This is a genomic window from Maribacter sp. TH_r10 (genome assembly GCF_033101095.1).
GTDB lineage: Bacteria > Bacteroidota > Bacteroidia > Flavobacteriales > Flavobacteriaceae > Maribacter_A > Maribacter_A luteus.
The window spans coordinates 709,179-729,112 of the sequence record NZ_JAWMPY010000002.1 but is presented as its reverse complement, the minus strand read 5'-3'; the positions used below and the strand labels follow the sequence as shown (position 1 = coordinate 729,112).

General features: G+C 39.0%; 20 protein-coding genes. 9 read left to right on the top strand and 11 right to left on the bottom strand.

Annotated elements, in window-relative coordinates; translation table 11 throughout:
* Position 1: 1 nt before the first annotated feature.
* Together R3X28_RS08575 and R3X28_RS08570 are read right to left on the bottom strand one after the other, a co-directional pair.
* On the bottom strand, positions 2-766 hold the full coding sequence (locus R3X28_RS08575; RefSeq protein WP_317663968.1) for a TIGR02757 family protein: 765 nt from the start codon (positions 764-766) through the stop codon (positions 2-4).
* On the bottom strand, positions 763-1,470 hold the full coding sequence (locus R3X28_RS08570) for an ABC transporter ATP-binding protein (RefSeq protein WP_154365219.1): 708 nt from the start codon (positions 1,468-1,470) through the stop codon (positions 763-765). Before R3X28_RS08570 ends, R3X28_RS08575 begins: the two co-directional genes overlap by 4 nt.
* A gap of 193 nt (positions 1,471-1,663) precedes the next feature.
* Between R3X28_RS08570 and folE the strand changes: the two genes are divergently transcribed.
* Both folE and R3X28_RS08560 read left to right on the top strand, forming a co-directional pair.
* On the top strand, positions 1,664-2,263 hold the full coding sequence (gene folE, locus R3X28_RS08565; protein ID WP_154365221.1) for a GTP cyclohydrolase I FolE: 600 nt from the start codon (positions 1,664-1,666) through the stop codon (positions 2,261-2,263).
* Positions 2,264-2,335: 72 nt separating this feature from the next.
* A complete protein-coding gene (locus R3X28_RS08560) occupies positions 2,336-2,644 on the top strand; it encodes a hypothetical protein (RefSeq protein ID WP_317663967.1) in 309 nt (102 codons plus the stop codon).
* A gap of 64 nt (positions 2,645-2,708) precedes the next feature.
* Here R3X28_RS08560 and R3X28_RS08555 read toward each other — a convergent pair whose 3' ends face one another.
* The 9 genes from R3X28_RS08555 to R3X28_RS08515 all read right to left on the bottom strand — a co-directional run bounded on the left by R3X28_RS08555 (position 2,709) and on the right by R3X28_RS08515 (position 10,894).
* The gene (locus R3X28_RS08555; RefSeq protein WP_282054793.1) at positions 2,709-3,263 is read right to left on the bottom strand and encodes a type 1 periplasmic binding fold superfamily protein; all 555 of its coding nucleotides are present in this window, start codon (positions 3,261-3,263) and stop codon (positions 2,709-2,711) included.
* A 17-nt stretch (positions 3,264-3,280) separates the two neighbouring features.
* Positions 3,281-5,674: a TonB-dependent receptor gene (locus tag R3X28_RS08550; RefSeq protein ID WP_317663966.1), complete on the bottom strand. Its 2,394-nt coding sequence runs from the start codon at positions 5,672-5,674 to the stop codon at positions 3,281-3,283.
* A gap of 63 nt (positions 5,675-5,737) precedes the next feature.
* Positions 5,738-6,022 (bottom strand): hypothetical protein, encoded by a 285-nt coding sequence (locus R3X28_RS08545; RefSeq protein ID WP_154365229.1) that lies wholly within the window; start codon positions 6,020-6,022, stop codon positions 5,738-5,740.
* Between the two features lie 71 nt (positions 6,023-6,093).
* Positions 6,094-6,396, bottom strand: coding sequence for a DUF6787 family protein (locus R3X28_RS08540; RefSeq protein WP_317663965.1), 303 nt, complete (start codon positions 6,394-6,396; stop codon positions 6,094-6,096).
* Positions 6,397-6,428: 32 nt separating this feature from the next.
* Positions 6,429-6,887 carry a DUF6146 family protein gene (locus R3X28_RS08535; RefSeq protein ID WP_317663964.1) on the bottom strand — a complete coding sequence of 153 codons (459 nt, stop codon included), beginning with the start codon at positions 6,885-6,887 and terminating at the stop codon, positions 6,429-6,431.
* A gap of 136 nt (positions 6,888-7,023) precedes the next feature.
* Entirely contained in the window at positions 7,024-7,659 is a 636-nt protein-coding gene (locus R3X28_RS08530) for a DUF937 domain-containing protein (protein WP_154365235.1), read from the bottom strand.
* 75 nt (positions 7,660-7,734) lie between these two features.
* Positions 7,735-8,685 carry a D-2-hydroxyacid dehydrogenase gene (locus tag R3X28_RS08525; RefSeq protein ID WP_317663963.1) on the bottom strand — a complete coding sequence of 317 codons (951 nt, stop codon included), beginning with the start codon at positions 8,683-8,685 and terminating at the stop codon, positions 7,735-7,737.
* A gap of 11 nt (positions 8,686-8,696) precedes the next feature.
* On the bottom strand, positions 8,697-9,761 hold the full coding sequence (gene serC, locus R3X28_RS08520) for a 3-phosphoserine/phosphohydroxythreonine transaminase (RefSeq protein WP_317663962.1): 1,065 nt from the start codon (positions 9,759-9,761) through the stop codon (positions 8,697-8,699).
* A 74-nt stretch (positions 9,762-9,835) separates the two neighbouring features.
* The gene (locus R3X28_RS08515) at positions 9,836-10,894 is read right to left on the bottom strand and encodes an acyl-CoA reductase (protein WP_317663961.1); all 1,059 of its coding nucleotides are present in this window, start codon (positions 10,892-10,894) and stop codon (positions 9,836-9,838) included.
* An 85-nt stretch (positions 10,895-10,979) separates the two neighbouring features.
* On the opposite strand from R3X28_RS08515, the gene R3X28_RS08510 reads away from it, so the two are divergent.
* The 7 genes from R3X28_RS08510 (at position 10,980) to R3X28_RS08480 (ending at position 19,844) form a co-directional block, all read left to right on the top strand.
* Positions 10,980-11,333 carry a 4Fe-4S dicluster domain-containing protein gene (locus R3X28_RS08510; protein ID WP_154365243.1) on the top strand — a complete coding sequence of 118 codons (354 nt, stop codon included), beginning with the start codon at positions 10,980-10,982 and terminating at the stop codon, positions 11,331-11,333.
* A 171-nt stretch (positions 11,334-11,504) separates the two neighbouring features.
* Positions 11,505-12,599: a redox-regulated ATPase YchF gene (gene ychF, locus R3X28_RS08505; protein ID WP_317663960.1), complete on the top strand. Its 1,095-nt coding sequence runs from the start codon at positions 11,505-11,507 to the stop codon at positions 12,597-12,599.
* A 121-nt stretch (positions 12,600-12,720) separates the two neighbouring features.
* On the top strand, positions 12,721-13,617 hold the full coding sequence (locus tag R3X28_RS08500; RefSeq protein WP_317663959.1) for a DMT family transporter: 897 nt from the start codon (positions 12,721-12,723) through the stop codon (positions 13,615-13,617).
* Between the two features lie 193 nt (positions 13,618-13,810).
* On the top strand, positions 13,811-15,670 hold the full coding sequence (locus R3X28_RS08495) for a DNA topoisomerase IV subunit B (RefSeq protein ID WP_317663958.1): 1,860 nt from the start codon (positions 13,811-13,813) through the stop codon (positions 15,668-15,670).
* A 25-nt stretch (positions 15,671-15,695) separates the two neighbouring features.
* Positions 15,696-18,383: a DNA gyrase/topoisomerase IV subunit A gene (locus R3X28_RS08490; RefSeq protein ID WP_317663957.1), complete on the top strand. Its 2,688-nt coding sequence runs from the start codon at positions 15,696-15,698 to the stop codon at positions 18,381-18,383.
* 12 nt (positions 18,384-18,395) lie between these two features.
* Positions 18,396-18,827: a large conductance mechanosensitive channel protein MscL gene (gene mscL / locus R3X28_RS08485; protein WP_154365254.1), complete on the top strand. Its 432-nt coding sequence runs from the start codon at positions 18,396-18,398 to the stop codon at positions 18,825-18,827.
* A gap of 60 nt (positions 18,828-18,887) precedes the next feature.
* Positions 18,888-19,844: a sterol desaturase family protein gene (locus tag R3X28_RS08480; RefSeq protein WP_154365256.1), complete on the top strand. Its 957-nt coding sequence runs from the start codon at positions 18,888-18,890 to the stop codon at positions 19,842-19,844.
* Positions 19,845-19,934 lie beyond the last annotated feature (90 nt).

The following is a 19,934-nucleotide window of genomic DNA, read 5'->3' as shown; positions in this document are numbered from 1 at the left end:
GTTAGAATTTTTCAAAAACCCCAAGCCCGAACAATGCAAAATCATATTTTACAGGATCATTGGGGTCTAGTTTACGAAGGGCCGTATCCAACTCCGATAAGGCCTTGGCATCATTCTGTTTTCTTTTTAACAACCCTAATTTTCTGGCAACATTACCAGAATGCACATCTAACGGACATGATAGCTGTTTGGGATTCAATGTACTCCACAACCCAAAATCAACGCTCGTTGATGCATCCCTGACCATCCAACGTAAAAACATATTAATGCGCTTGGCGGCCGACCCTTTCATTGGGTCGGATATATGTTTGGTGGTTCGCTGTTGGTGAGGTAATTCAAAAAAAACCTTTTTAAATGAAGAAATCGCTTTTTGTACAGAATCGTCATCAGCATTTGAAGCAAAAACAGCCTCCATTCCTCCAAGATTACAGTAAATATTTCGTAAACTTTGGATAAAATATGCCAAATCGATATTGTTAAAGGTTCGGTGTACAAAACCATCAAACCTTTCTAGATCATCTGGAGTATGGTTCATTATAAAGTCATAGGGAGAATGATCGAGTAGGTCCATCATCTTGTTGGCATTTTTTATAATGCTTTTTCGATTGCCCCAAGCAATGGTTGCCGTTAAGAACCCACTGATCTCAATATCCTCTTTTAGGGTGAATTGGTGTGGAATTTGAATGGGATCACTGTCCAAAAATTGTATCTGGTTGTATTCCTCGACCTTAATATCCAAAAACTCCTTTAATTCCTTTTGGGTCATAATAGGGGCCTATTGGTGAAATCGGCCCATTCAATACCCGTTGAATCGGTAATACGCCCATCGACCATGGTCAACTTACGGTCGGCTAGATCCGCCAATTCCTTATTATGGGTAACTATAACGAAGGTCTGACCAAATTTATCACGTAGTTCAAAAAACAATTTATGTAAATTATCGGCACTTTCAGAATCAAGGTTTCCACTGGGTTCGTCGGCAAAAATCACCGAGGGGTTATTGATCAAAGCCCTTGCCACGGCCACACGTTGCTGTTCACCTCCCGACAATTCATTGGGTTTATGGTGCAGGCGATGGGAGAGACCTAAAAATTCCAACAATTCCTTAGCACGTTTTTCCGCTTGGTTACGAGGTGTTTTCTTGATAAAGGCAGGTATACAAACGTTCTCTAGGGCCGTGAATTCGGGTAATAATTGATGAAATTGAAAAATAAACCCAATATTCTCATTCCTGAACCGCGCTATTGCGTTATCGGATAAATCCGTGACTTCAACATCCTTTATTAAAAGTCTGCTGTCCACTTTATTACTTTGAACGTCCAATGTACCCAAAATTTGTAGGAGTGTGGTCTTCCCAGCTCCGGAAGGCCCCACAATAGAAACGATTTCCCCTGATTTTATATGAATATCTACCCCCTTTAGAACTTGTAGATTCCCGTAATATTTTTGGATATTTGTGGCTTGGATCATTGAAGTTTTTTTACAGTTCGAAAATTAAACAATAGCACAGACATACCAAAACAACACAGTAGATAACAATACGGTATTCTTGTTTTATATTAATGAATTTAGCGTTAAATTGTCGTGCTGTAAAATTATCACGGTCTAGAATAGATAAAGGAACATCCGCATAGGATGAAAAACATAAGTAATTCCGTATTAAATGAAACCATATAGAAGTTTTGAGGAGTATAATTTGGAAACAACAAAAGAAATTCAAGAACGATACTCCAAAATCATTGAGGAAATAGGGGAGGACGTGTCCCGAGAGGGTCTAATGAAAACACCTGAAAGGGCCTCCAAGGCCATGCTTTTCCTTACCCAAGGTTACGATCAAGATGCGGCACAGATTCTAAAAAGTGCCATGTTCAAGGAATCATATAATGAAATGGTCATTGTTAAGGATATTGAATTGTATTCCTTATGTGAACATCATATGCTGCCTTTTTTCGGGAAAGCGCATATCGCTTATATTCCAGACGGACAAATAGTAGGCCTAAGTAAATTACCACGTATCGTGGATGTGTTCGCCCGTAGATTACAGGTTCAGGAAAGATTGACAGAGCAGATTTTGGATTGTATAAACGATACCCTAAAACCCCAGGGAGTAGCTGTTGTAATTGAAGCTTCCCATATGTGTATGATGATGAGGGGCGTACAGAAACAAAACTCGGTAACTACAACTTCCGGTTTTCGGGGAAGTTTTGTTAAAGAAGAGACCAGGAACGAGTTCCTGAAATTGATCAGTTCAAGTTTGTCCTAGACCTTAAGATCCAAAGGCTTCAAAATTGGCATTCTTATTGCTATTTTATTGATTGGATACTAAATCAAAAAAATGTCAAAAACGAAAGATAATAAATATAAGACCCTTTTATTGGGATTGTTGTTCGATGGTATAGGTATGTTGTCCTTTGCCGTACCGTTCATCGGTGATTTTTCCGATGTTATTTGGGCGCCCATGGCAGGTTGGTTAATGACCAGACTGTATAAAGGGAAAATTGGGCAGGCAGCAGGATTGGTCACTTTTATCGAGGAAATCATACCTGGATTGGACGTGATACCTACATTTACCATAATGTGGATCTACACCTACATCATCAGTGATCGTAAAAAGAAAACAATAGAAGTAAACATTAAAGAGTAAGCATATAAAAAGGGGTTGATAGATCAACCCCTTTTTTAATTTTTAATCGGCTTTTGTCCAATTCTTATTCCACGGTAATAGCGAAACTGGCACTAAAATCCGTTGAACCACCTACACCACTTAAAGAACCATCGTTCGGTTTTGTAGGTTCATGTCTCAATACAACTTGTAATGCTGCCTCTCCGGCATCACCAGTGTCCAAATCAAAAGAAAGGCCTAAATCGTTACCATCATCATCAGTGTCAAAATTATAAACCTCTGAAATAGCTCCAGTATGTACATACACCAACTGATGTTCTGTGTTTTCCTCTTCAACCTCTTCTGTAATGTCTTCTACCGGATCTTCTGTTACATTTGAAAAAGTTACACTTCCACTATAAGTAGAGTTTGCTACTAAATTTCCAGAAACAGTTATTTCCGGATTATTGGGGCCATCCCCATCAGAATCTTCGGATTTTAGGATAATCGCTGTTCCACCTGCATCTGGTGTTAGGGAAACCGTCATTGTTGTGATTGTTTCTTCTTCATTCACTTCTTCTGGATCATCATCATCAGAACATGAGGCTAGAACGATTCCTGCAAAAGCTAACATTGATAATAGTTTAATGGTTGTTTTCATAAAATAAAAAATTAAAATTAATAATTGAGTTTAAATTGTAATATGATATTTCTTCCCAGGTCATCGGCAAAATATCGGAGTCTGTTTAAATAGTCCCGGTAGGAAACATCTAGAATATTGGTTGCAATAAGATTGACCGTTAACGTACTTTTATCAAATTTAAAATCCATACCGCTGTTCAAGGACAATACATGATAAGCAGCAGGGGCAGTGTTTATTTCTAAAAGTACATCTTCCCCTTGTTCGGGCGAATACACATAGATATCGGCAGGTGTTTCATTTTGCTTGAACACATATTTACTCTCCAGACCTACTTCTAAGTTCTTCCAAGGTGTGTTATATGAAATTTTGTTTCTGATATGGGCCGAAGGAATATTAATAAGCGGTTCATCTTCACTAGTATCCTTTCCTTTGGTCAAAGAAAATTTATGATCAGTTTTCCAATGATCTGTCCAATTCGCATAAAGAGATAAATCCAAGCCTAAAATCCTAGCATTGGTTTGATGGTATTCCCAAACCGGGAATGCACCCCTCACCGTATATTCAACATCCGTAGGTTCCAAATAAATGAAATCATTAATAAAATTTACATAAGGCTCCAAAGTATACCCCCAATCACCATTCTTAATCAAGGATAGGGAAGCTTTATGTGAAGTTTCACTGGTAATCCTTAGATCCCCTAATTCGATTCTGGCAGCTGAATGATGTAAACCATCACTGAATAATTCAGAAGGATTAGGGGCCCTATTGGCCAAGGCATAGTTGAAACTCATTGAATGTTGGTTGTCCGTACTATAATTTACCCCCATGGTGGCAGAAAAATTATGGTAATCAAAAATCGGTTGGGTCAAATATTGTGAACTTTCGGTTTCCCTTATGATTATATCACTGAAATCCTCATCATAACCGCGTTCTTCCCATCTAGAAGTCCTGTAAAACTTTTTTGCATCGATTTTACTGTAGTCATATCGTAGGCCGGCATCCAATTTCCAATCTTCATCCAAGCTAAGCTTCATCACAGAAAAAATACCGGCATCATATTTATCATAATCGGGGATAAGCCTTCTAACCCCGGTATCCGGATTTGCGAAATTATTCTGGTATCTGCCCATGACACCAACGGTAAGATCAAAACCCGATTTGGCATCCCATTTAAAATCAGATGTAAGGGTATGAGTGGTTAATTCAAGATCAATGGATGGTTTGAATTTATCATCTCCCGTCCTAACATCATATTCAAATCTTCTATTGTTTTGAAAATCATATTGCACATTTAATTTACCCAGACCTTCGAATCTATTATAGTACTTGAATTTTCCCAAATGGTGCGTAACTTCCTGCCTAGGACTAGCAATGTCATAGGTAAACGGATCGATAACCGTGGGTTCGTCATCGTTGATGGCCCTGATTAAATCATCTACACTACCTATATGTGAAGCGGAAAGTATACCGATTTCCGTATTGAAATAGGAATAACTACCTCGCCAGCCCGAGGTAAAATTCTCTTTTCCGAAATGAAGCGAAGCTCCAATCTCATTCACCCCTGTATTGGACAGCACATACTCAGGCGCTTCTTGATCTCCTAATTTCTTATATGAAGCCTGCCCTTTAATAAACCACCCGTTTTTATAGGTTTTTATTAAATCAGTGTTGATTTTTCCACCGCGACCGTTTAAGATTCCAGTAACAATGGTTTTACCAAAAATTGAATCCTTTTTTAGAAATCTATTCTGCTCAATTAAAATAACACCGCCTATGGCGTCACCACCATATTGCAGTGCAGAAGCCCCTTTTATAACTGAAATAGAACCTGCCGCATTAACATCAACGTTTGGGGCATGCTCGGCCCCCCATTCCATATCTTGCATACGTACACCGTTGTTAAGCACCAGAACCCGGCTTCCTGAAAGTCCGTGAATAGTCGGTTTTACAATGTTTGCACCAGTATTTAATGAAGAAACACCATTGATTTCTTTTAAAGCATCTCCTAAACTTGCACTCCCATATTGTTCAATGGTTTTCAACTCTAATGTCTCCTCCATTGCCGAGTTGGTCTTCGTTATCTTATTACCAGTAACCTTTACCTCTTCCAATTCCTCTAGATGATGTTCTAAAGAAATATTTAAATCCAAATTTGTATCCAAGTCAACTTTCATAAAGGCTGTTTGGCATTCGGCATGGTAAATTTCCAATTCATAGATACCATTACATAGATTGGGTATCTTAAAAAATCCGTTTTCGTCTGTGTAGAATACAGAATCACTTTTACCAATTAAAGAAATAGAGGCCCTAACCAAAGGAGTCTTATCGTGAAAATCGGTAACTACGCCTGTAATGACACTTTTGCACTGTTGAGATTGAACAGTGAACTGAACAAACAACATTGCAAACATGATAAACCATGCTCTCATAAATTGATATGTATTAAATGAATGATATACCTCAAATGAAAAATGAGGAAAAAGAATGCTTTTTTAGGAAAGCAAAGAAGGGGGAGGCCTAGAAAAATAGGAAAAAACAGGTTGGGTTGAAATAATCTCGTTATTATCAATCCCAAAAGATCGTATAATATCAACTAAGATAACTTCGGGGTCAAAGACTAAAGTATCGGGTTGATCATGAACTGTTTGCTGCATCTCCATGGCCATGGTACAAACCAAACAATTCTCTATATGGGTACCATCTTCATCCTCATGTGCAAATACATGGAATGCAGATGCCTTAACGAAAATCAAAATCGCTAGAAAGAAAAAACTCAAAATTTTTTTCCACTTACCCATACTTATCGCAAAACTAAACAATCAGCTAGATTATAAAAGTTAAAAAACACTTAATTAAAAAGAAAACCCATGCCTATTCTTTTCAACATTTTCTTTTCCATATTCCAGAAAAATTTAAATTGACCGAAAAGCCAACCATAAGCAACAAGTAAAACCTGGTAAATCGGAAATATTATCAGTATTCTAACGGTCCAATAAATCCAAGGGTTTACGCTTTCTTTATGAAGGCCGATTAATTCAGTTAATGGTGCCGCGAATTTAACCGCTGTTGAACCCGTTACTGCGAATACTATTAATATAACCACAATTTGTAAATTGGATTCTATGCCCCAACGCTGCTTTAGTTTTTCCATGTATTTATTTAACAAAGTGCCAAATATACCTTTTAAATCCGAGGTATAAAAGGCCCCAAACGTTGGTTGTACTTACGTTGAAAATAAATAAAGTAATTATATAGTTTATAGTTTACCTCATACCCGTAATCAATATTCGGCGAATAATCTATCTGAAGTTCATATAAATCGGGGTCATATACTTGCGGCTGCATTACACGCTGGTTCCACTCAATTACATATACATTGTTTCTATTTTCCAAATACGATTGGGAATAATAACCTTCCGGTTTTGCTATGCTATTAAGCCAAAAATTAAAGCCTGGTTCAATAATGATTATTTCATATTCCGTTTTCGTATCCGCAATGTTTATGGTATCACCGACTTTTTGGGTAAAGGCCTTTTTTTCATCGTCGGATATGCTCAAGGATTCTTTTGCACCACCACAACTACTTACCATCATAAAGACCATTATGAGTATTCCGAAAATCTTAAGGAATGTATGTTTCATAGCTATGGGATTAATTGTTTCTTTAATTATTCATTATCAATCTATTATGTGAACAGATAGATTACCATAAGATACAAAAAAAATCGCCTTGACAATATTGGTCAAGGCGATTTAATTTATAATCGTTTATTGGGTTTTATTTTCCGAAAAGACCTCCGAGCAATCCACCCAGTCCACTTTTCTTCTGTCCGCCACCCATTACCATTCCGGCAACGTCATCTAGGATACTACCATCACCGTCAGCGTCTAACAACGTTGTGATAAGGCTTTGGTTTTCCTGGGGCTGACCACCTAACATACCTCCCAAAAGGCTATTCATACCGCTTGCATCGTTAACATTGCTTTGGGCTGTTTGTTTTCCTAGGAATCCCATGACGATAGGAGCTGCTATTTTTAAGATACTAGCGACAGAACTGGCATCCAATCCTGATTTTTGACTCAAGGCACTTTCTACTTGTGGTTGTTTATTTCCAAAGACGTGGCCTAAAATCCCGGCACCATCATTCATAACCGATTCATCTACACCTCCGCCGAACAATCCGCCAAGATTATCCAAGATACTTCCATCATGTTTTGAAGAAAGGGCACTCATTAAACCTTCTGCTCCTTGTGGAGAAGAGGATACATTTTTTTTCATGGCACCCAAAATCAAGGGCATGGCCATACTCATTACATCAGCGGTCTTACTTTCTGGTTGACCAGTTTGGCCAGCTACACCACTAATTAATTGTTTGCCCATTGGGCTGTTTAGTAAATCTAATAATCCAGACATGTTATAGTTAATTTAATATTTGGTGCCGTAATGTACAAAAAAAGGATTTAAGTTCCTTAAATTGGTCTACAAGCATCATTTTAATAGGGAAATGATCTGTGTGGCCAACTCACTTCCTATACGGTCTTGGGCTTCCCCTGTGGCAGCACCTATATGGGGTGTCAAGGATATTTTGGGATGCATAAGTATTTGTATCTCTGGTTTAGGTTCCGATTCGAAAACATCCAGACCAGCGAAAGAAACCTTCCCTTTTTCGATATATTCCAACAAGGCCACTTCGTCTATAACACCGCCACGGGCAGCATTAACTATACCGACACCGTCTTTCATAGAATCGAATTCTTTGCTTCCGATAATGTATTCTTTTTGAGCCGGAACGTGCACCGTAATAAAATCAGCTTGTTGTAAAAGTTCGGATTTACCCATGCTTTCAAAATTGAAAGAGACCGATTGTCCATCAAAAAAGTCGACCTGTACATTTCCTTTCTCGATGTATGGGTCAAAATATATTACTTTCATCCCAAGTCCTAAAGCAATCTTTGCAGTTGCCCGGCCGATTCTTCCAAACCCTATAATACCCAAGGTTTTCCCCCTAAGTTCTGAGCCTTTAGCATACGACTTTTTCAGCTGTTTAAATTTGCTGTCCCCTTCCAGTGGCATATTCCTATTGGCATCATATAAAAAACGTACTCCACCCAATAAATGGGCAAACACCAATTCGGCTACGGATTCGGAAGATGCTGCAGGGGTATTGATTACATGTAATCCTTTCTCTCTGGCATAAGCCACCTGAATATTGTCCATACCAACTCCGCCTCGGCCGATAAGTTTTAGGGTCGGACAATTATCTATTACATCTTTTCCTACTTGTGTGGCACTACGAACCAATAGTACGGTAATACCCTGTTCATTTATAAAATTGATCAGTTGTTCTTGTGCCACTCTCGTGGTATTGACCTCAAAACCGGCTGCCTCTAGTTCGGATACCCCGGTTTCGGAGATACCATCGTTTGCTAAAACTTTCATTTAAATACAGATTAACCTTTTCTTTCCATTTCACTCATAACATCGACCAAGGCGCCAACACTTTCCAAAGACAATGCATTGTACATTGATGCCCTGTATCCTCCGACGGAACGGTGCCCGTTTAGTCCGTTGATACCTGCTTCTTTCCACATGGCATCAAAAGTATCTTTCAATTTGGCATCGGTTAAATTAAAGGTGGCGTTCATATTTGAACGATCTTCTTTTTTAGCAAAACCATTGAACAATGGGTTCAAATCGATTTCAGAATATAATAACCGTGCTTTTTTCTCATTAATTTCCTCAATGGCAGCAATACCACCTAGATTCTTTAACCATTCCAATGTAAGCATTGAGGTATAGACCGCAAAAACCGGAGGGGTATTGAACATGCTCTCCTTGCTTATATGCACTTTATAATCCAACATCGAAGGGATTTGACGGGATACCTTACCCAAAATGTCTTCTTTGACCACCACTAAAGTCGTGCCTGCAGGACCCATGTTTTTCTGTGCACCTGCATAAATCAAATCGAATTGTGAAAAATCCAATTGGCGTGAGAATATATCAGAACTCATGTCACAGACCAAAGGCACATCAACTATAGGGAATTTCTTCAATTGGGTTCCGAAAATGGTATTATTCGAGGTTAAATGCAAGTAATCCAATCCTTCCGGAATGGAATAACCTTTAGGGATATAATTAAAGTTTTCATCTTTGGAGGACCCTACTTCAACGACCTCCCCAAAAAGACGGGCCTCTTTTAAGGCCTTTCCACTCCATGTTCCCGTGTTCAAATACCCTGCTTTGGTTTCAAGAAGGTTATATGCCACCATTAAGAACTCCATACTCGCTCCTCCCTGGAGAAATAAAGCCTGGTAACCTTTGCCTTCCAATCCCAAAAGTTCTAGGGCCAGGGCACGTGCTCTATCCATCACTTCAACAAAATCCTTACTCCTATGCGAAATTTCGATTAGGGATAGTCCTGAACCATTAAAATCCATTATAGCCTCTGAGGCTTTTAAAAAGACTTCCTTTGGCAATACACAAGGACCGGCACTAAAATTATGTTTTTTCATTATTTTTAGAAATTTAAGGTTCAAAGATCATAAATAATAAGGGAACAACCAGTATTATTTATATAATTGTTAGACTATGTTTTTAACAGGAATTCAACAGTATCAATACCATCGGCATAGTCTGTTAAACTAGGGTTTTGGGTATGGCCAAAGGTCACCTCGTCCTGAAACAGACCACTGGCGACTACACATTGTATTTTCTCCCGGTCCTCAGCTATTCGTACTTTAAGCTCATCCAGTAAACGGTATTCCTCATAAAAAAGGGTTGCAATGGGCGAGGAGTAGCCATCGTCCCTTTTGAGCATTAAAAATCCGTTTTCAAGAATTTTGAATTCACTCATTAAATAAACGGCTTTGTTATAATCGTAATTATTGGCGTATTTGGCTTGATTGATTATTGGATTATAATCAAAAATCGCTTCAAAGAACCCATCAAAAACATAACCTTCGGGAACGAATATTTTTGAGACACTCCGGCATCCCAATCCATAATATCGAAAAATATCCTCACCAAATGCCTTTAGTACTTCTTTGGATTCGTTACCTGTAAGAACGGCGACAGAATTCCTGTTTTTGCGTATTATATGGGGTTTGTGACCAAAATAATGTTCAAAATAACGGGCGGTATTATCACTACCTGTTGCTATTACCGCATCGAAATGTTCAAGTTTACCTTCGGTGAATTCAATTTCATTTTCTAGGGATGGACATTTTTCGATTAAAAATTGGGCAACCAAAGGCAATAAAATCGCATCGTTTGAAGATAACTTAACAAGTGCCTTATTATTGGACAAGAGTACCGAAAGAAAATCATGAAACCCGACCAAAGGAATATTACCTGCCATGATCAAGGCAACGGTCTTATGTTTGTTTTTATCTATTTCGTAAAGTGACAACCAACCCTCTAGATCCTTAGGAGTTAAGATCGCACCCCAAGTTTTCAGGGAAAAAACAATGTTCTCTTTTGTAAACCATCCATTTTTATGTCCGGCTATCCCAATGGCCTCTTCCAATTTAAGATGCCAAACATCTTCAAAAGTTTCCGAGACTTCTTTATTATGGTATTCGGAATAATCCCGAAAGAATTTTCCAAGTTCTATAAAAGCGTTTAATCTTTCTGCTTGCCCAGCCATAATATTTGTAAAGAAATGATTTTGGGTTTACCTTTGGCAAAAATAAGCATGCTGGAGCTATTTCAGTTTAAAAGAGAAAGAAATTATGGCAATTATTATTACAGATGAATGTATAAATTGTGGGGCTTGCGAACCCGAGTGCCCTAATACAGCAATTTACGAAGCAGCGGATGATTGGAGATACAGTGATGGTACTTCTTTAAAAGGTAGTGTTGTCTTGCCTAACGGTACGGCGGTAAATGCCGATGAAGTTCAGGAACCTGTCAGCGATGAAGTGTACTACATAGTACCTGATAAATGTACCGAATGTAAAGGTTTTCATGATGAACCCCAATGTGCCGCCGTTTGTCCGGTAGACTGTTGTGTTCCCGATGAAGACCATAAAGAAACGGAAGATGAATTATTGGCGAAACAACGGTTTATGCACCCAGAGGATTAGGGTTTCCCATTCTGGAAAACATAACACATTTAGTATTTAATGAACAAATAAAGCCCAGGACCATTGGTTCGGGCTTTTTGTTTGTTAGTAAAAGGTGTAAATACAAATGAAAAACTATCTTTGCACCCAATTTTGAAAATAGTTTTTTTCGAACCCTGAAATGAATTTATAATGAAAGCAGGTATTGTAGGATTACCAAATGTGGGAAAGTCCACCTTATTCAATTGTTTATCCAATGCTAAGGCGCAAAGTGCAAACTTTCCGTTCTGTACAATCGAACCCAATATAGGTGTGGTCAATGTTCCCGATTCCAGATTGGAGAAATTGGAAGAATTGGTAAACCCGGAGAGGGTTTTGCCTGCGACCGTTGAAATAGTTGATATCGCCGGATTGGTAAAGGGCGCAAGCAAGGGAGAAGGACTTGGAAACCAGTTTTTAGGGAATATTCGTGAAACGGATGCCATTCTGCACGTACTTCGTTGTTTTGACAATGATAATATCGTACATGTCGACGGTTCTGTAAATCCTATTAGGGACAAGGAAACCATTGACATGGAGCTACAGTTAAAAGATTTGGAAACCGTAGAAAAGAAATTGGATAAAGTTAAAAGGGCCGCGAAAACAGGAAACAAAGAAGCCCAAAAAGAAGAAGCGGCACTTATAAAAGTAAAAGAAGGCCTTGAGGCCGGGATTTCTGTCCGTGCCATTGAGTTTTCAGATGATGAGAAGAAAGAATATATAAAACCCTTACAGTTCATTACCGATAAACCGGTAATGTACGTGTGCAATGTTGATGAAGAAGCGGCCACTACAGGTAATGATTATGTAGAGACCGTAAAAAAGGCAGTTGCCAATGAAAACGCAGAGGTAATATTTCTCGCAGTGGGTACCGAAGCCGATATAACCGAACTTGAAACCTATGAGGAACGCCAGATGTTTTTGGAAGACTTGGGACTTTCAGAACCGGGTTCTGCCAAATTGATACGTGGGGCATATAAATTATTGGATCTTGAAACTTATTTTACGGCTGGTGTGAAAGAGGTACGCGCATGGACCATTCCGGTTGGAGCTACCGCACCACAAGCAGCAGGAGTAATACATACCGATTTTGAAAAAGGTTTCATTAGGGCAGAGGTCATCTCCTACAATGACTACATAGAATATGGGAGTGAAGCCAAGGTAAAGGAAGCAGGTAAAATGCGGGTTGAAGGAAAGGATTATATAGTTAAAGATGGCGACGTTATGCATTTTAGGTTTAACGTATAACCAAAATATTCCCACAAATTAAATCATAGAAGCCCTAAAAGTAATACTTGTCCTTTTTGGGCATTGTATTCGCACTTCTTATATCCTTATGATTTTGTATCGAATGATATAGCTTGTCGGCATGTTAAAGAATATATCAGCCACAGGCAGTGGCATTTTGTTCGCCATATTGGGTGTGGTTTTGTTTTCCGCCAAGGCGGTCATGGTAAAATTGGCTTACACCTATAATGTTGATCACTTAACACTCTTATTGTTTAGAATGGTGTTCGCACTACCATTTTATTTTGTTATCGCTTTCTGGAAAAAACCATCGCATCCCCAAACCATAAAAACCAATGATTACCTATGGTTGGTATTCTTTGGATTCATCGGCTATTATTTGGCCAGTCTCTTCGATTTTATGGGACTGCAATATTTAAAAGCCGGTTTAGAGCGAATCATCCTATTCATTTACCCAACAATTGTGGTTCTACTTTCATGGATTTTCTTCAAGAAAAGAATCACCAAACTTCAAAGTCTAGCCATTTTAATCACTTATGTTGGCGTATTGATTACTTTTTGGGATGAAATAGCCCTTAAGGATGAATCATTGGCCCTGGGTTCCTTTTTAATATTCTTGAGTGCACTTACCTATGCGGGTTATTTGGTAGGTAGTGGCTGGTTGATTCCAAAATTCGGGGTAGCACAATTTACTTCTTACGCCATGATCGTTTCAACAGTTGCAATAATCATATATTACTTGATTAAAAAGGGTATTTATATTGCCGATTATCCGATTGAGGTCTATGCCCTAGGGGGTGCAATGGCCATTCTTTCTACCTTGATTCCATCATTCTTGGTTTCTGCCGCAATTAACCGGCTTGGCGCTTCCACTTTTGCAATTTTCGGAAGTTTAGGACCTATATCAACCATAATCTTGGCCTTTTTCTTTTTAGACGAACGTATTTCAACTTTACAGGTTTTTGGGATGATGGTGGTTATCAGTGGGGTAACCTTGGTTTCGAGGAAGAAGACTTGATAAGTGACAGCATAAACCTTTACATTTTGGGACTTAACCCCAATAGGATAAACCATAGCACAGAACATTTGGCATCATTCACATTGATTAATACGAACAAAATTGGTATTTTCGTTGTTGATTACTTTCCAAGCCAAAAGCTTTGAAAATTGCTTTGAAATTTTATATTAGCGGGGATAAACCCTGATTAACTATGGCAGAGTCCCAATATACTGAAGATAACATTCGTTCCCTCGATTGGAAAGAACATATTCGTTTACGACCCGGTATGTATATCGGTAAATTAGGTGATGGTTCTTCCGCTGATGATGGCATATACATTCTTTTAAAGGAAACCATAGACAACTGCATCGATGAATTCGTCATGGGAGCAGGCAAGACCATTGAAATCACGATTAAAGATAAAATGGTGCGCGTAAGGGATTATGGCCGTGGTATACCCCTAGGAAAAGTCGTTGATGTGGTTTCCAAAATGAACACGGGGGGCAAGTACGACAGTAGGGCTTTTAAAAAATCGGTAGGTTTAAACGGTGTTGGTACAAAAGCGGTAAATGCCCTTTCAAGTTTTTTTGAAGTTCAATCTTCACGGGAGAACCAGATTAAGACCGCCCAATTTGAACAGGGGAACCTTACATTGGAAGAAGGCCCGGCTGAAACATCAAAGAGAAAAGGAACTAGGGTTTCTTTCATTCCGGACGAATCCATCTTTAAAAATTATAAATTCAGGAACGAGTATGTGGAACGCATGCTTAAAAACTACGTTTACCTGAACCCTGGATTGACCATTGTATTCAATGGGGAAAAGTTCCATTCAGAAAACGGATTGAAAGATCTTTTGGAAGACAACAACAATGCCGAGGATTTATTATATCCTATTATCCACCTAAAGGGGGATGACATTGAGGTCGCCATAACGCATAGCAAAACACAATATAGCGAAGAGTACCATTCTTTTGTGAACGGTCAGCATACCACTCAAGGGGGAACACACCAAGCGGCCTTCAGGGAAGCTTTGGTAAAAACCATTAGGGATTTCTATGGAAAAAACTATGATGCCAGCGATATTCGTAAATCCATCATATCGGCTATTTCCATAAAGGTTATGGAGCCCGTTTTCGAAAGTCAGACCAAGACAAAACTAGGCTCGACCGATATGGGAGGTAAATTCCCGACGGTTCGCACCTATATCAATGATTTCGTTGGTAAATACCTAGACAATTATCTACATAAAAATCCGGAAACCGCTGAAAAATTACAGCGAAAGATCATGATGGCCGAAAAGGAGCGAAAAGATCTTTCCGGCATACGGAAATTGGCTCGTGACAGGGCAAAGAAAGCAAGCCTTCATAACAAAAAATTGAGGGATTGCAGGGTGCATTTGGGCGATATGAAAAACGATCGCCGATTAGACAGCACCCTCTTTATTACCGAAGGGGATTCAGCATCCGGTTCCATTACCAAATCTAGGGATGTAAATACCCAAGCCGTTTTTAGCTTACGTGGTAAACCTTTGAATTCTTACGGTATGTCCAAAAAGATCGTATACGAAAACGAGGAATTCAATTTACTACAGGCAGCTTTGAATATTGAGGAATCTATGGAAGATCTTCGATATAATAATATTGTAATAGCTACGGATGCCGATGTTGACGGTATGCACATTCGCCTGCTGTTGATCACGTTTTTCCTTCAATTTTTCCCTGAATTGATCAAGGAGAACCATTTATATATTTTACAGACACCCTTGTTCAGGGTTAGGAACAAAAAAGAGACTATTTACTGCTATAGCGAGGATGAACGAAGAAATGCCATATCCAAATTAACAGGGAAACCGGAAATAACCCGATTTAAAGGGCTAGGTGAGATTTCCCCTGATGAGTTCCAATATTTTATCGGAGAGGATATTCGATTGGAACCTGTGATGTTGGATAAAGCAATGTCTATCGAGAATCTATTACAATTCTACATGGGGAAAAATACCCCGGACCGACAGGAATTCATTATAAACAACCTTAAAGTAGAAATAGACCTTATAGAGGAAAATCAATTATAAATCAAGATAATACGAATCTTTCTTTATGGAAGAGAATGAAGAGCTGAACGAAGCACCAAACGAAAATTTGCCAACTGACGATACTACAGAAAATGATAATACCGGACATGCACTGACCAAAGTCACGGGCATGTACAAAGATTGGTTTTTGGATTATGCCTCATACGTAATCCTAGAGCGTGCGGTACCTGCCATCGAAGACGGATTTAAACCGGTACAACGAAGAATCTTGCATGCACTGAAGGAGCTCGATGATGGCCGTTATAACAAAGTCGCCAATGTCGTGGGTCACACCATGCAATATCACCCCCATGGTGATGCGAGTATTGCCGATGCCATGGTGCAGATCGGTCAAAAAGACCTTTTGATCGATACCCAGGGAAACTGGGGAAACATTCTTACAGGGGATAGGGCAGCGGCTTCTCGTTATATTGAAGCACGATTATCCAAATTTGCTTTGGAAGTGGTTTTCAGTCCAAAGATTACCGAATGGCAACTTTCCTATGACGGACGTAAAAAAGAACCCGTTAACCTTCCAGTTAAATTTCCGCTGTTATTGGCCCAAGGTGCGGAAGGTATCGCTGTTGGATTATCGACCAAGGTGTTGCCCCATAATTTCATTGAACTTATTGATGCTTCCATAAAACATTTAAAAGGACAACGTTTCACCCTATTTCCAGATTTCCCTACCGCGGGAATCATAGATGTAAGTTCGTATAATGATGGTATGCGAGGTGGCAAGATACGTGTTCGTGCTAAAATATCCCAAAAAGATAAAAACACGCTGGTAATCAATGAAATACCATACGGAACCAACACTTCTTCTTTAATTGATTCGATCCTTAAAGCTAACGAAAAAGGGAAGATTAAAATTAAAAAAATAGAGGACAACACAGCTGCCGACGTTGAAATCCTGGTACACTTACCAAGTGGTATTTCCCCGGATAAAACCATAGATGCCTTGTATGCCTTTACGGCTTGCGAATCGTCTATATCACCCTTGGGTTGTATCATCGAGGACAATAAACCACTTTTCACAGGTGTCTCGGACATGTTACGACAATCTACCGATCTAACGGTTGAATTATTGAAAGCCGAACTGGAAATAAAGTTATCGGAACTTGAGGAACAATGGCATTTTGCATCCTTGGAGCGCATATTTATCGAGAACCGTATCTATAGGGATATTGAAGAAGAAGAGACATGGGAAGGTGTTATTGCCGCTATTGACAAAGGCCTAAAGCCGCACACCAAACACCTGAAACGAGCAGTTACCGAGGAAGATATCGTACGGTTGACGGAAATACGGATTAAAAGAATTTCCAAATTCGATATCGACAAAGCCCAACAACATCTCGATAGTCTGGAAGAAAGCATAGCCGAAGTTAAACATCATTTGGATAACCTGATAGAATTCGCTATCGACTATTTCAAAAACCTTAAGACCAAATATGGCAAAGGACGTGAGCGTAAATCAGAAATTAGGATATTTGATGACATCGAAGCCACCAAAGTAGTCATCCGTAACACTAAATTGTACGTAAATCGCGAAGAAGGATTCGTGGGAACCTCCTTAAGACGCGATGAATATGTTACCGACTGTAGTGATATTGATGATATTATCGTTTTTACCGCAGATGGCAAAGCCATGGTGACCAAAGTGGACAGCAAAACATTCATTGGCAAGAACATTATACATGTCGCCGTATTCAAGAAAAAAGACAAACGCACCACCTACAATATGATATACAGGGACGGAAAAGGCGGCCCTACTTATATAAAGAGGTTCAATATCACCAGTGTAACACGTGACAGGCCTTACGACCTAACCGCCGGAAAACCAAATTCATTGGTTTATTATTTTTCAGCCAACCCCAATGGGGAAGCAGAAGTAGTAACCGTGAATTTAAGACAGGTTGGTAGTATTAAAAAATTAAAATGGGACATCGATTTTGCAGATGTATTGATTAAAGGAAGGGGCTCTAAAGGGAATATCGTAACAAAATACACTGTAAAACGAATTGAGTTAAAGGAAAAAGGTGTATCGACCCTTAAACCAAGGAAGATTTGGTTCGATGATGTCGTGAGACGTCTAAATGTAGATGGCAGGGGAGAGTTATTGGGAGAATTTAAAGGTGACGACCTTCTGTTGGTCGTCAATCAAAAAGGGATAGCCAAAACTATTTTACCTACCATGACTTGCCGTTTTGACGACGATATGATCATTCTTGAGAAATGGAATCCAAACAAACCCTTGTCCGCAATTTATTGGGAAGGGGAAAAAGAACGGTTTTACGTAAAACGTTTTTTAATAGAACACGAAAATAAGGAAGACCAATTTATTTCCGAGCACCCTAAATCCTATTTGGAACTGGTTTCTACCGATTGGCGTCCCGTCGCGGAAATAGAATTTTCCAAACCAAGGGGGAAAGATGCTAAACCAAACTTAACGATTGATTTAGAGGAATTTATATCAATTAAAGGAATAAAAGCTTTAGGTAATCAATTAACATCTGAAAAAGTTAAGAACATTAATTTGCTCGACCCTTTGCCTTACGTAGAACCTGAATCCAAGGAGACCAATGAAATGGAGGTGATTGACGAGGAAGATGTAAGTTCCACTGACAAAGCACCAAAAAGCAAAGAGGGTAGTAAGGGGAATGACAAAAAAGACCCTGATACCGATGATGAAGGCCAAACCGCTTTATTTTAGACAATTTTTGCCATGAAGAGTTTCTTTCAAGAATTCAAGGATTTTGCGATAAAGGGAAACATGATGGACATGGCCATTGGAATCATTATCGGTACAGCATTCAATAAAGTGGTCGATGTTCTGGTCAAGAAAGTGATCATGCCGCCATTATCACTAATGACAGAAGATGTTCATTTATCCGAAAAAAAGTATATCTTACGCGCTGCAGCGGAAAATGTTTCGGAAATTGCCATTGGCTACGGGGAACTTATAGAGGTTGTAATTGATTTCGGTATTATTGCACTTACGATTTTCGTTGTCATTAAATTCATGAACCGATTTAGAAGCAAAGCCGAGGACCCGAGCGACAAGGAAGAAAAAACCCCAAAGAATATTGAGCTATTGGCCAATTTGGAAAAACTAATGCAAGAACAAAACAATATTCTAAGAAAAAACAAAGAATAAACGTGCGTTTCATAAAGGTCGCACATAAAACGATACCTTTGATATAATTTAAAAAGATATATGGATTTTACCAACCCCCTGGTATACGGAGTACCTTGTTTTATTGCATTTATATTACTGGAATTAACCTACAGTAAAACCCACGGAGATGACGACCTATACGAATGGAAAGATCTTTTTGCCAGTGGTTTTATGGGAGTTGGATCCGCGATAATCGCCCCCTTGATCAAAGTTATTTCCGCAATTGTAATTTTTGAGTTTACTTATGAATTGTTCAATCCCCTTGTAGACGGGGTAAGAACCAATATCATGGGTTACGAATCTTTTGGCTACGCTTGGTATATTTGGCTCCTGTGCCAATTGGCCGATGATTTTACATACTACTGGTTCCATAGGGCTAATCATGAAGTGAGGATATTATGGGCCGCGCACATCGTACACCACTCATCGGACAATTTTAACCTGGGTACAGCTGTTAGAAATGGCTGGTTTACGATATTGTACAAGCCTTTATTTTATATGTGGATGCCAGCACTGGGTTTCCCTCCTGAAATGGTCGTAGTGTGCCTCGGTATAGAAGCCTTATGGCAATTTCAACTACATACGGTTTACGTACCTAAATTGGGATTTTTGGAAAAAATCTTCAATACCCACACTATGCATCAAGTGCATCATGCCCAAAATGTGGAGTATTTGGATAAAAACCATGGCGGATTTCTGAATATCTTCGATAAGATATTCGGCACTTGGAAAGAGTATGACGAAAATATAGATGTTAAATATGGTGTAATTCATGCACCGGACTCTTACAACCCGATCGTAATTCTGACACATGAATTCAAGGATATTTGGAACGATGTAAAAAAGTCCAAAAAACTCTCCCATGCATTAATGTATATTTTCGGCCCTCCCGGATGGAGTCATGACGGTAGTACCTTGACCGTAAAACAACAACAGCGACTCTTTAAGCAACAGAAAAAGAAGAATCCTAAAATAGCTTATTCCAGACCTAATTAATAAGATTATCCGGATTTTGGACCTAGCTAAATCTTTTATCCGAAAAAACACTCTGTTCACAAGGGCATAGCTAACTATTCCAGATATAAG

Excerpts from the sequence above, each read along its gene's own strand:
- R3X28_RS08575 (WP_317663968.1), bottom strand. The coding sequence starts at position 766 with ATGACCCAAAAGGAATTAAAGGAGTTTTTGGATATTAAGGTCGAGGAA.
- R3X28_RS08570 (WP_154365219.1), bottom strand. The coding sequence starts at position 1,470 with ATGATCCAAGCCACAAATATCCAAAAATATTACGGGAATCTACAAGTT.
- folE (WP_154365221.1), top strand. The coding sequence starts at position 1,664 with ATGAAACCATATAGAAGTTTTGAGGAGTATAATTTGGAAACAACAAAA.
- R3X28_RS08560 (WP_317663967.1), top strand. The coding sequence starts at position 2,336 with ATGTCAAAAACGAAAGATAATAAATATAAGACCCTTTTATTGGGATTG.
- R3X28_RS08555 (WP_282054793.1), bottom strand. The coding sequence starts at position 3,263 with ATGAAAACAACCATTAAACTATTATCAATGTTAGCTTTTGCAGGAATC.
- R3X28_RS08550 (WP_317663966.1), bottom strand. The coding sequence starts at position 5,674 with ATGAGAGCATGGTTTATCATGTTTGCAATGTTGTTTGTTCAGTTCACT.
- R3X28_RS08540 (WP_317663965.1), bottom strand. The coding sequence starts at position 6,396 with ATGGAAAAACTAAAGCAGCGTTGGGGCATAGAATCCAATTTACAAATT.
- R3X28_RS08535 (WP_317663964.1), bottom strand. The coding sequence starts at position 6,887 with ATGAAACATACATTCCTTAAGATTTTCGGAATACTCATAATGGTCTTT.
- R3X28_RS08530 (WP_154365235.1), bottom strand. The coding sequence starts at position 7,659 with ATGTCTGGATTATTAGATTTACTAAACAGCCCAATGGGCAAACAATTA.
- R3X28_RS08525 (WP_317663963.1), bottom strand. The coding sequence starts at position 8,685 with ATGAAAGTTTTAGCAAACGATGGTATCTCCGAAACCGGGGTATCCGAA.
- serC (WP_317663962.1), bottom strand. The coding sequence starts at position 9,761 with ATGAAAAAACATAATTTTAGTGCCGGTCCTTGTGTATTGCCAAAGGAA.
- R3X28_RS08515 (WP_317663961.1), bottom strand. The coding sequence starts at position 10,894 with ATGGCTGGGCAAGCAGAAAGATTAAACGCTTTTATAGAACTTGGAAAA.
- R3X28_RS08510 (WP_154365243.1), top strand. The coding sequence starts at position 10,980 with ATGGCAATTATTATTACAGATGAATGTATAAATTGTGGGGCTTGCGAA.
- ychF (WP_317663960.1), top strand. The coding sequence starts at position 11,505 with ATGAAAGCAGGTATTGTAGGATTACCAAATGTGGGAAAGTCCACCTTA.
- R3X28_RS08500 (WP_317663959.1), top strand. The coding sequence starts at position 12,721 with ATGTTAAAGAATATATCAGCCACAGGCAGTGGCATTTTGTTCGCCATA.
- R3X28_RS08495 (WP_317663958.1), top strand. The coding sequence starts at position 13,811 with ATGGCAGAGTCCCAATATACTGAAGATAACATTCGTTCCCTCGATTGG.
- R3X28_RS08490 (WP_317663957.1), top strand. The coding sequence starts at position 15,696 with ATGGAAGAGAATGAAGAGCTGAACGAAGCACCAAACGAAAATTTGCCA.
- mscL (WP_154365254.1), top strand. The coding sequence starts at position 18,396 with ATGAAGAGTTTCTTTCAAGAATTCAAGGATTTTGCGATAAAGGGAAAC.
- R3X28_RS08480 (WP_154365256.1), top strand. The coding sequence starts at position 18,888 with ATGGATTTTACCAACCCCCTGGTATACGGAGTACCTTGTTTTATTGCA.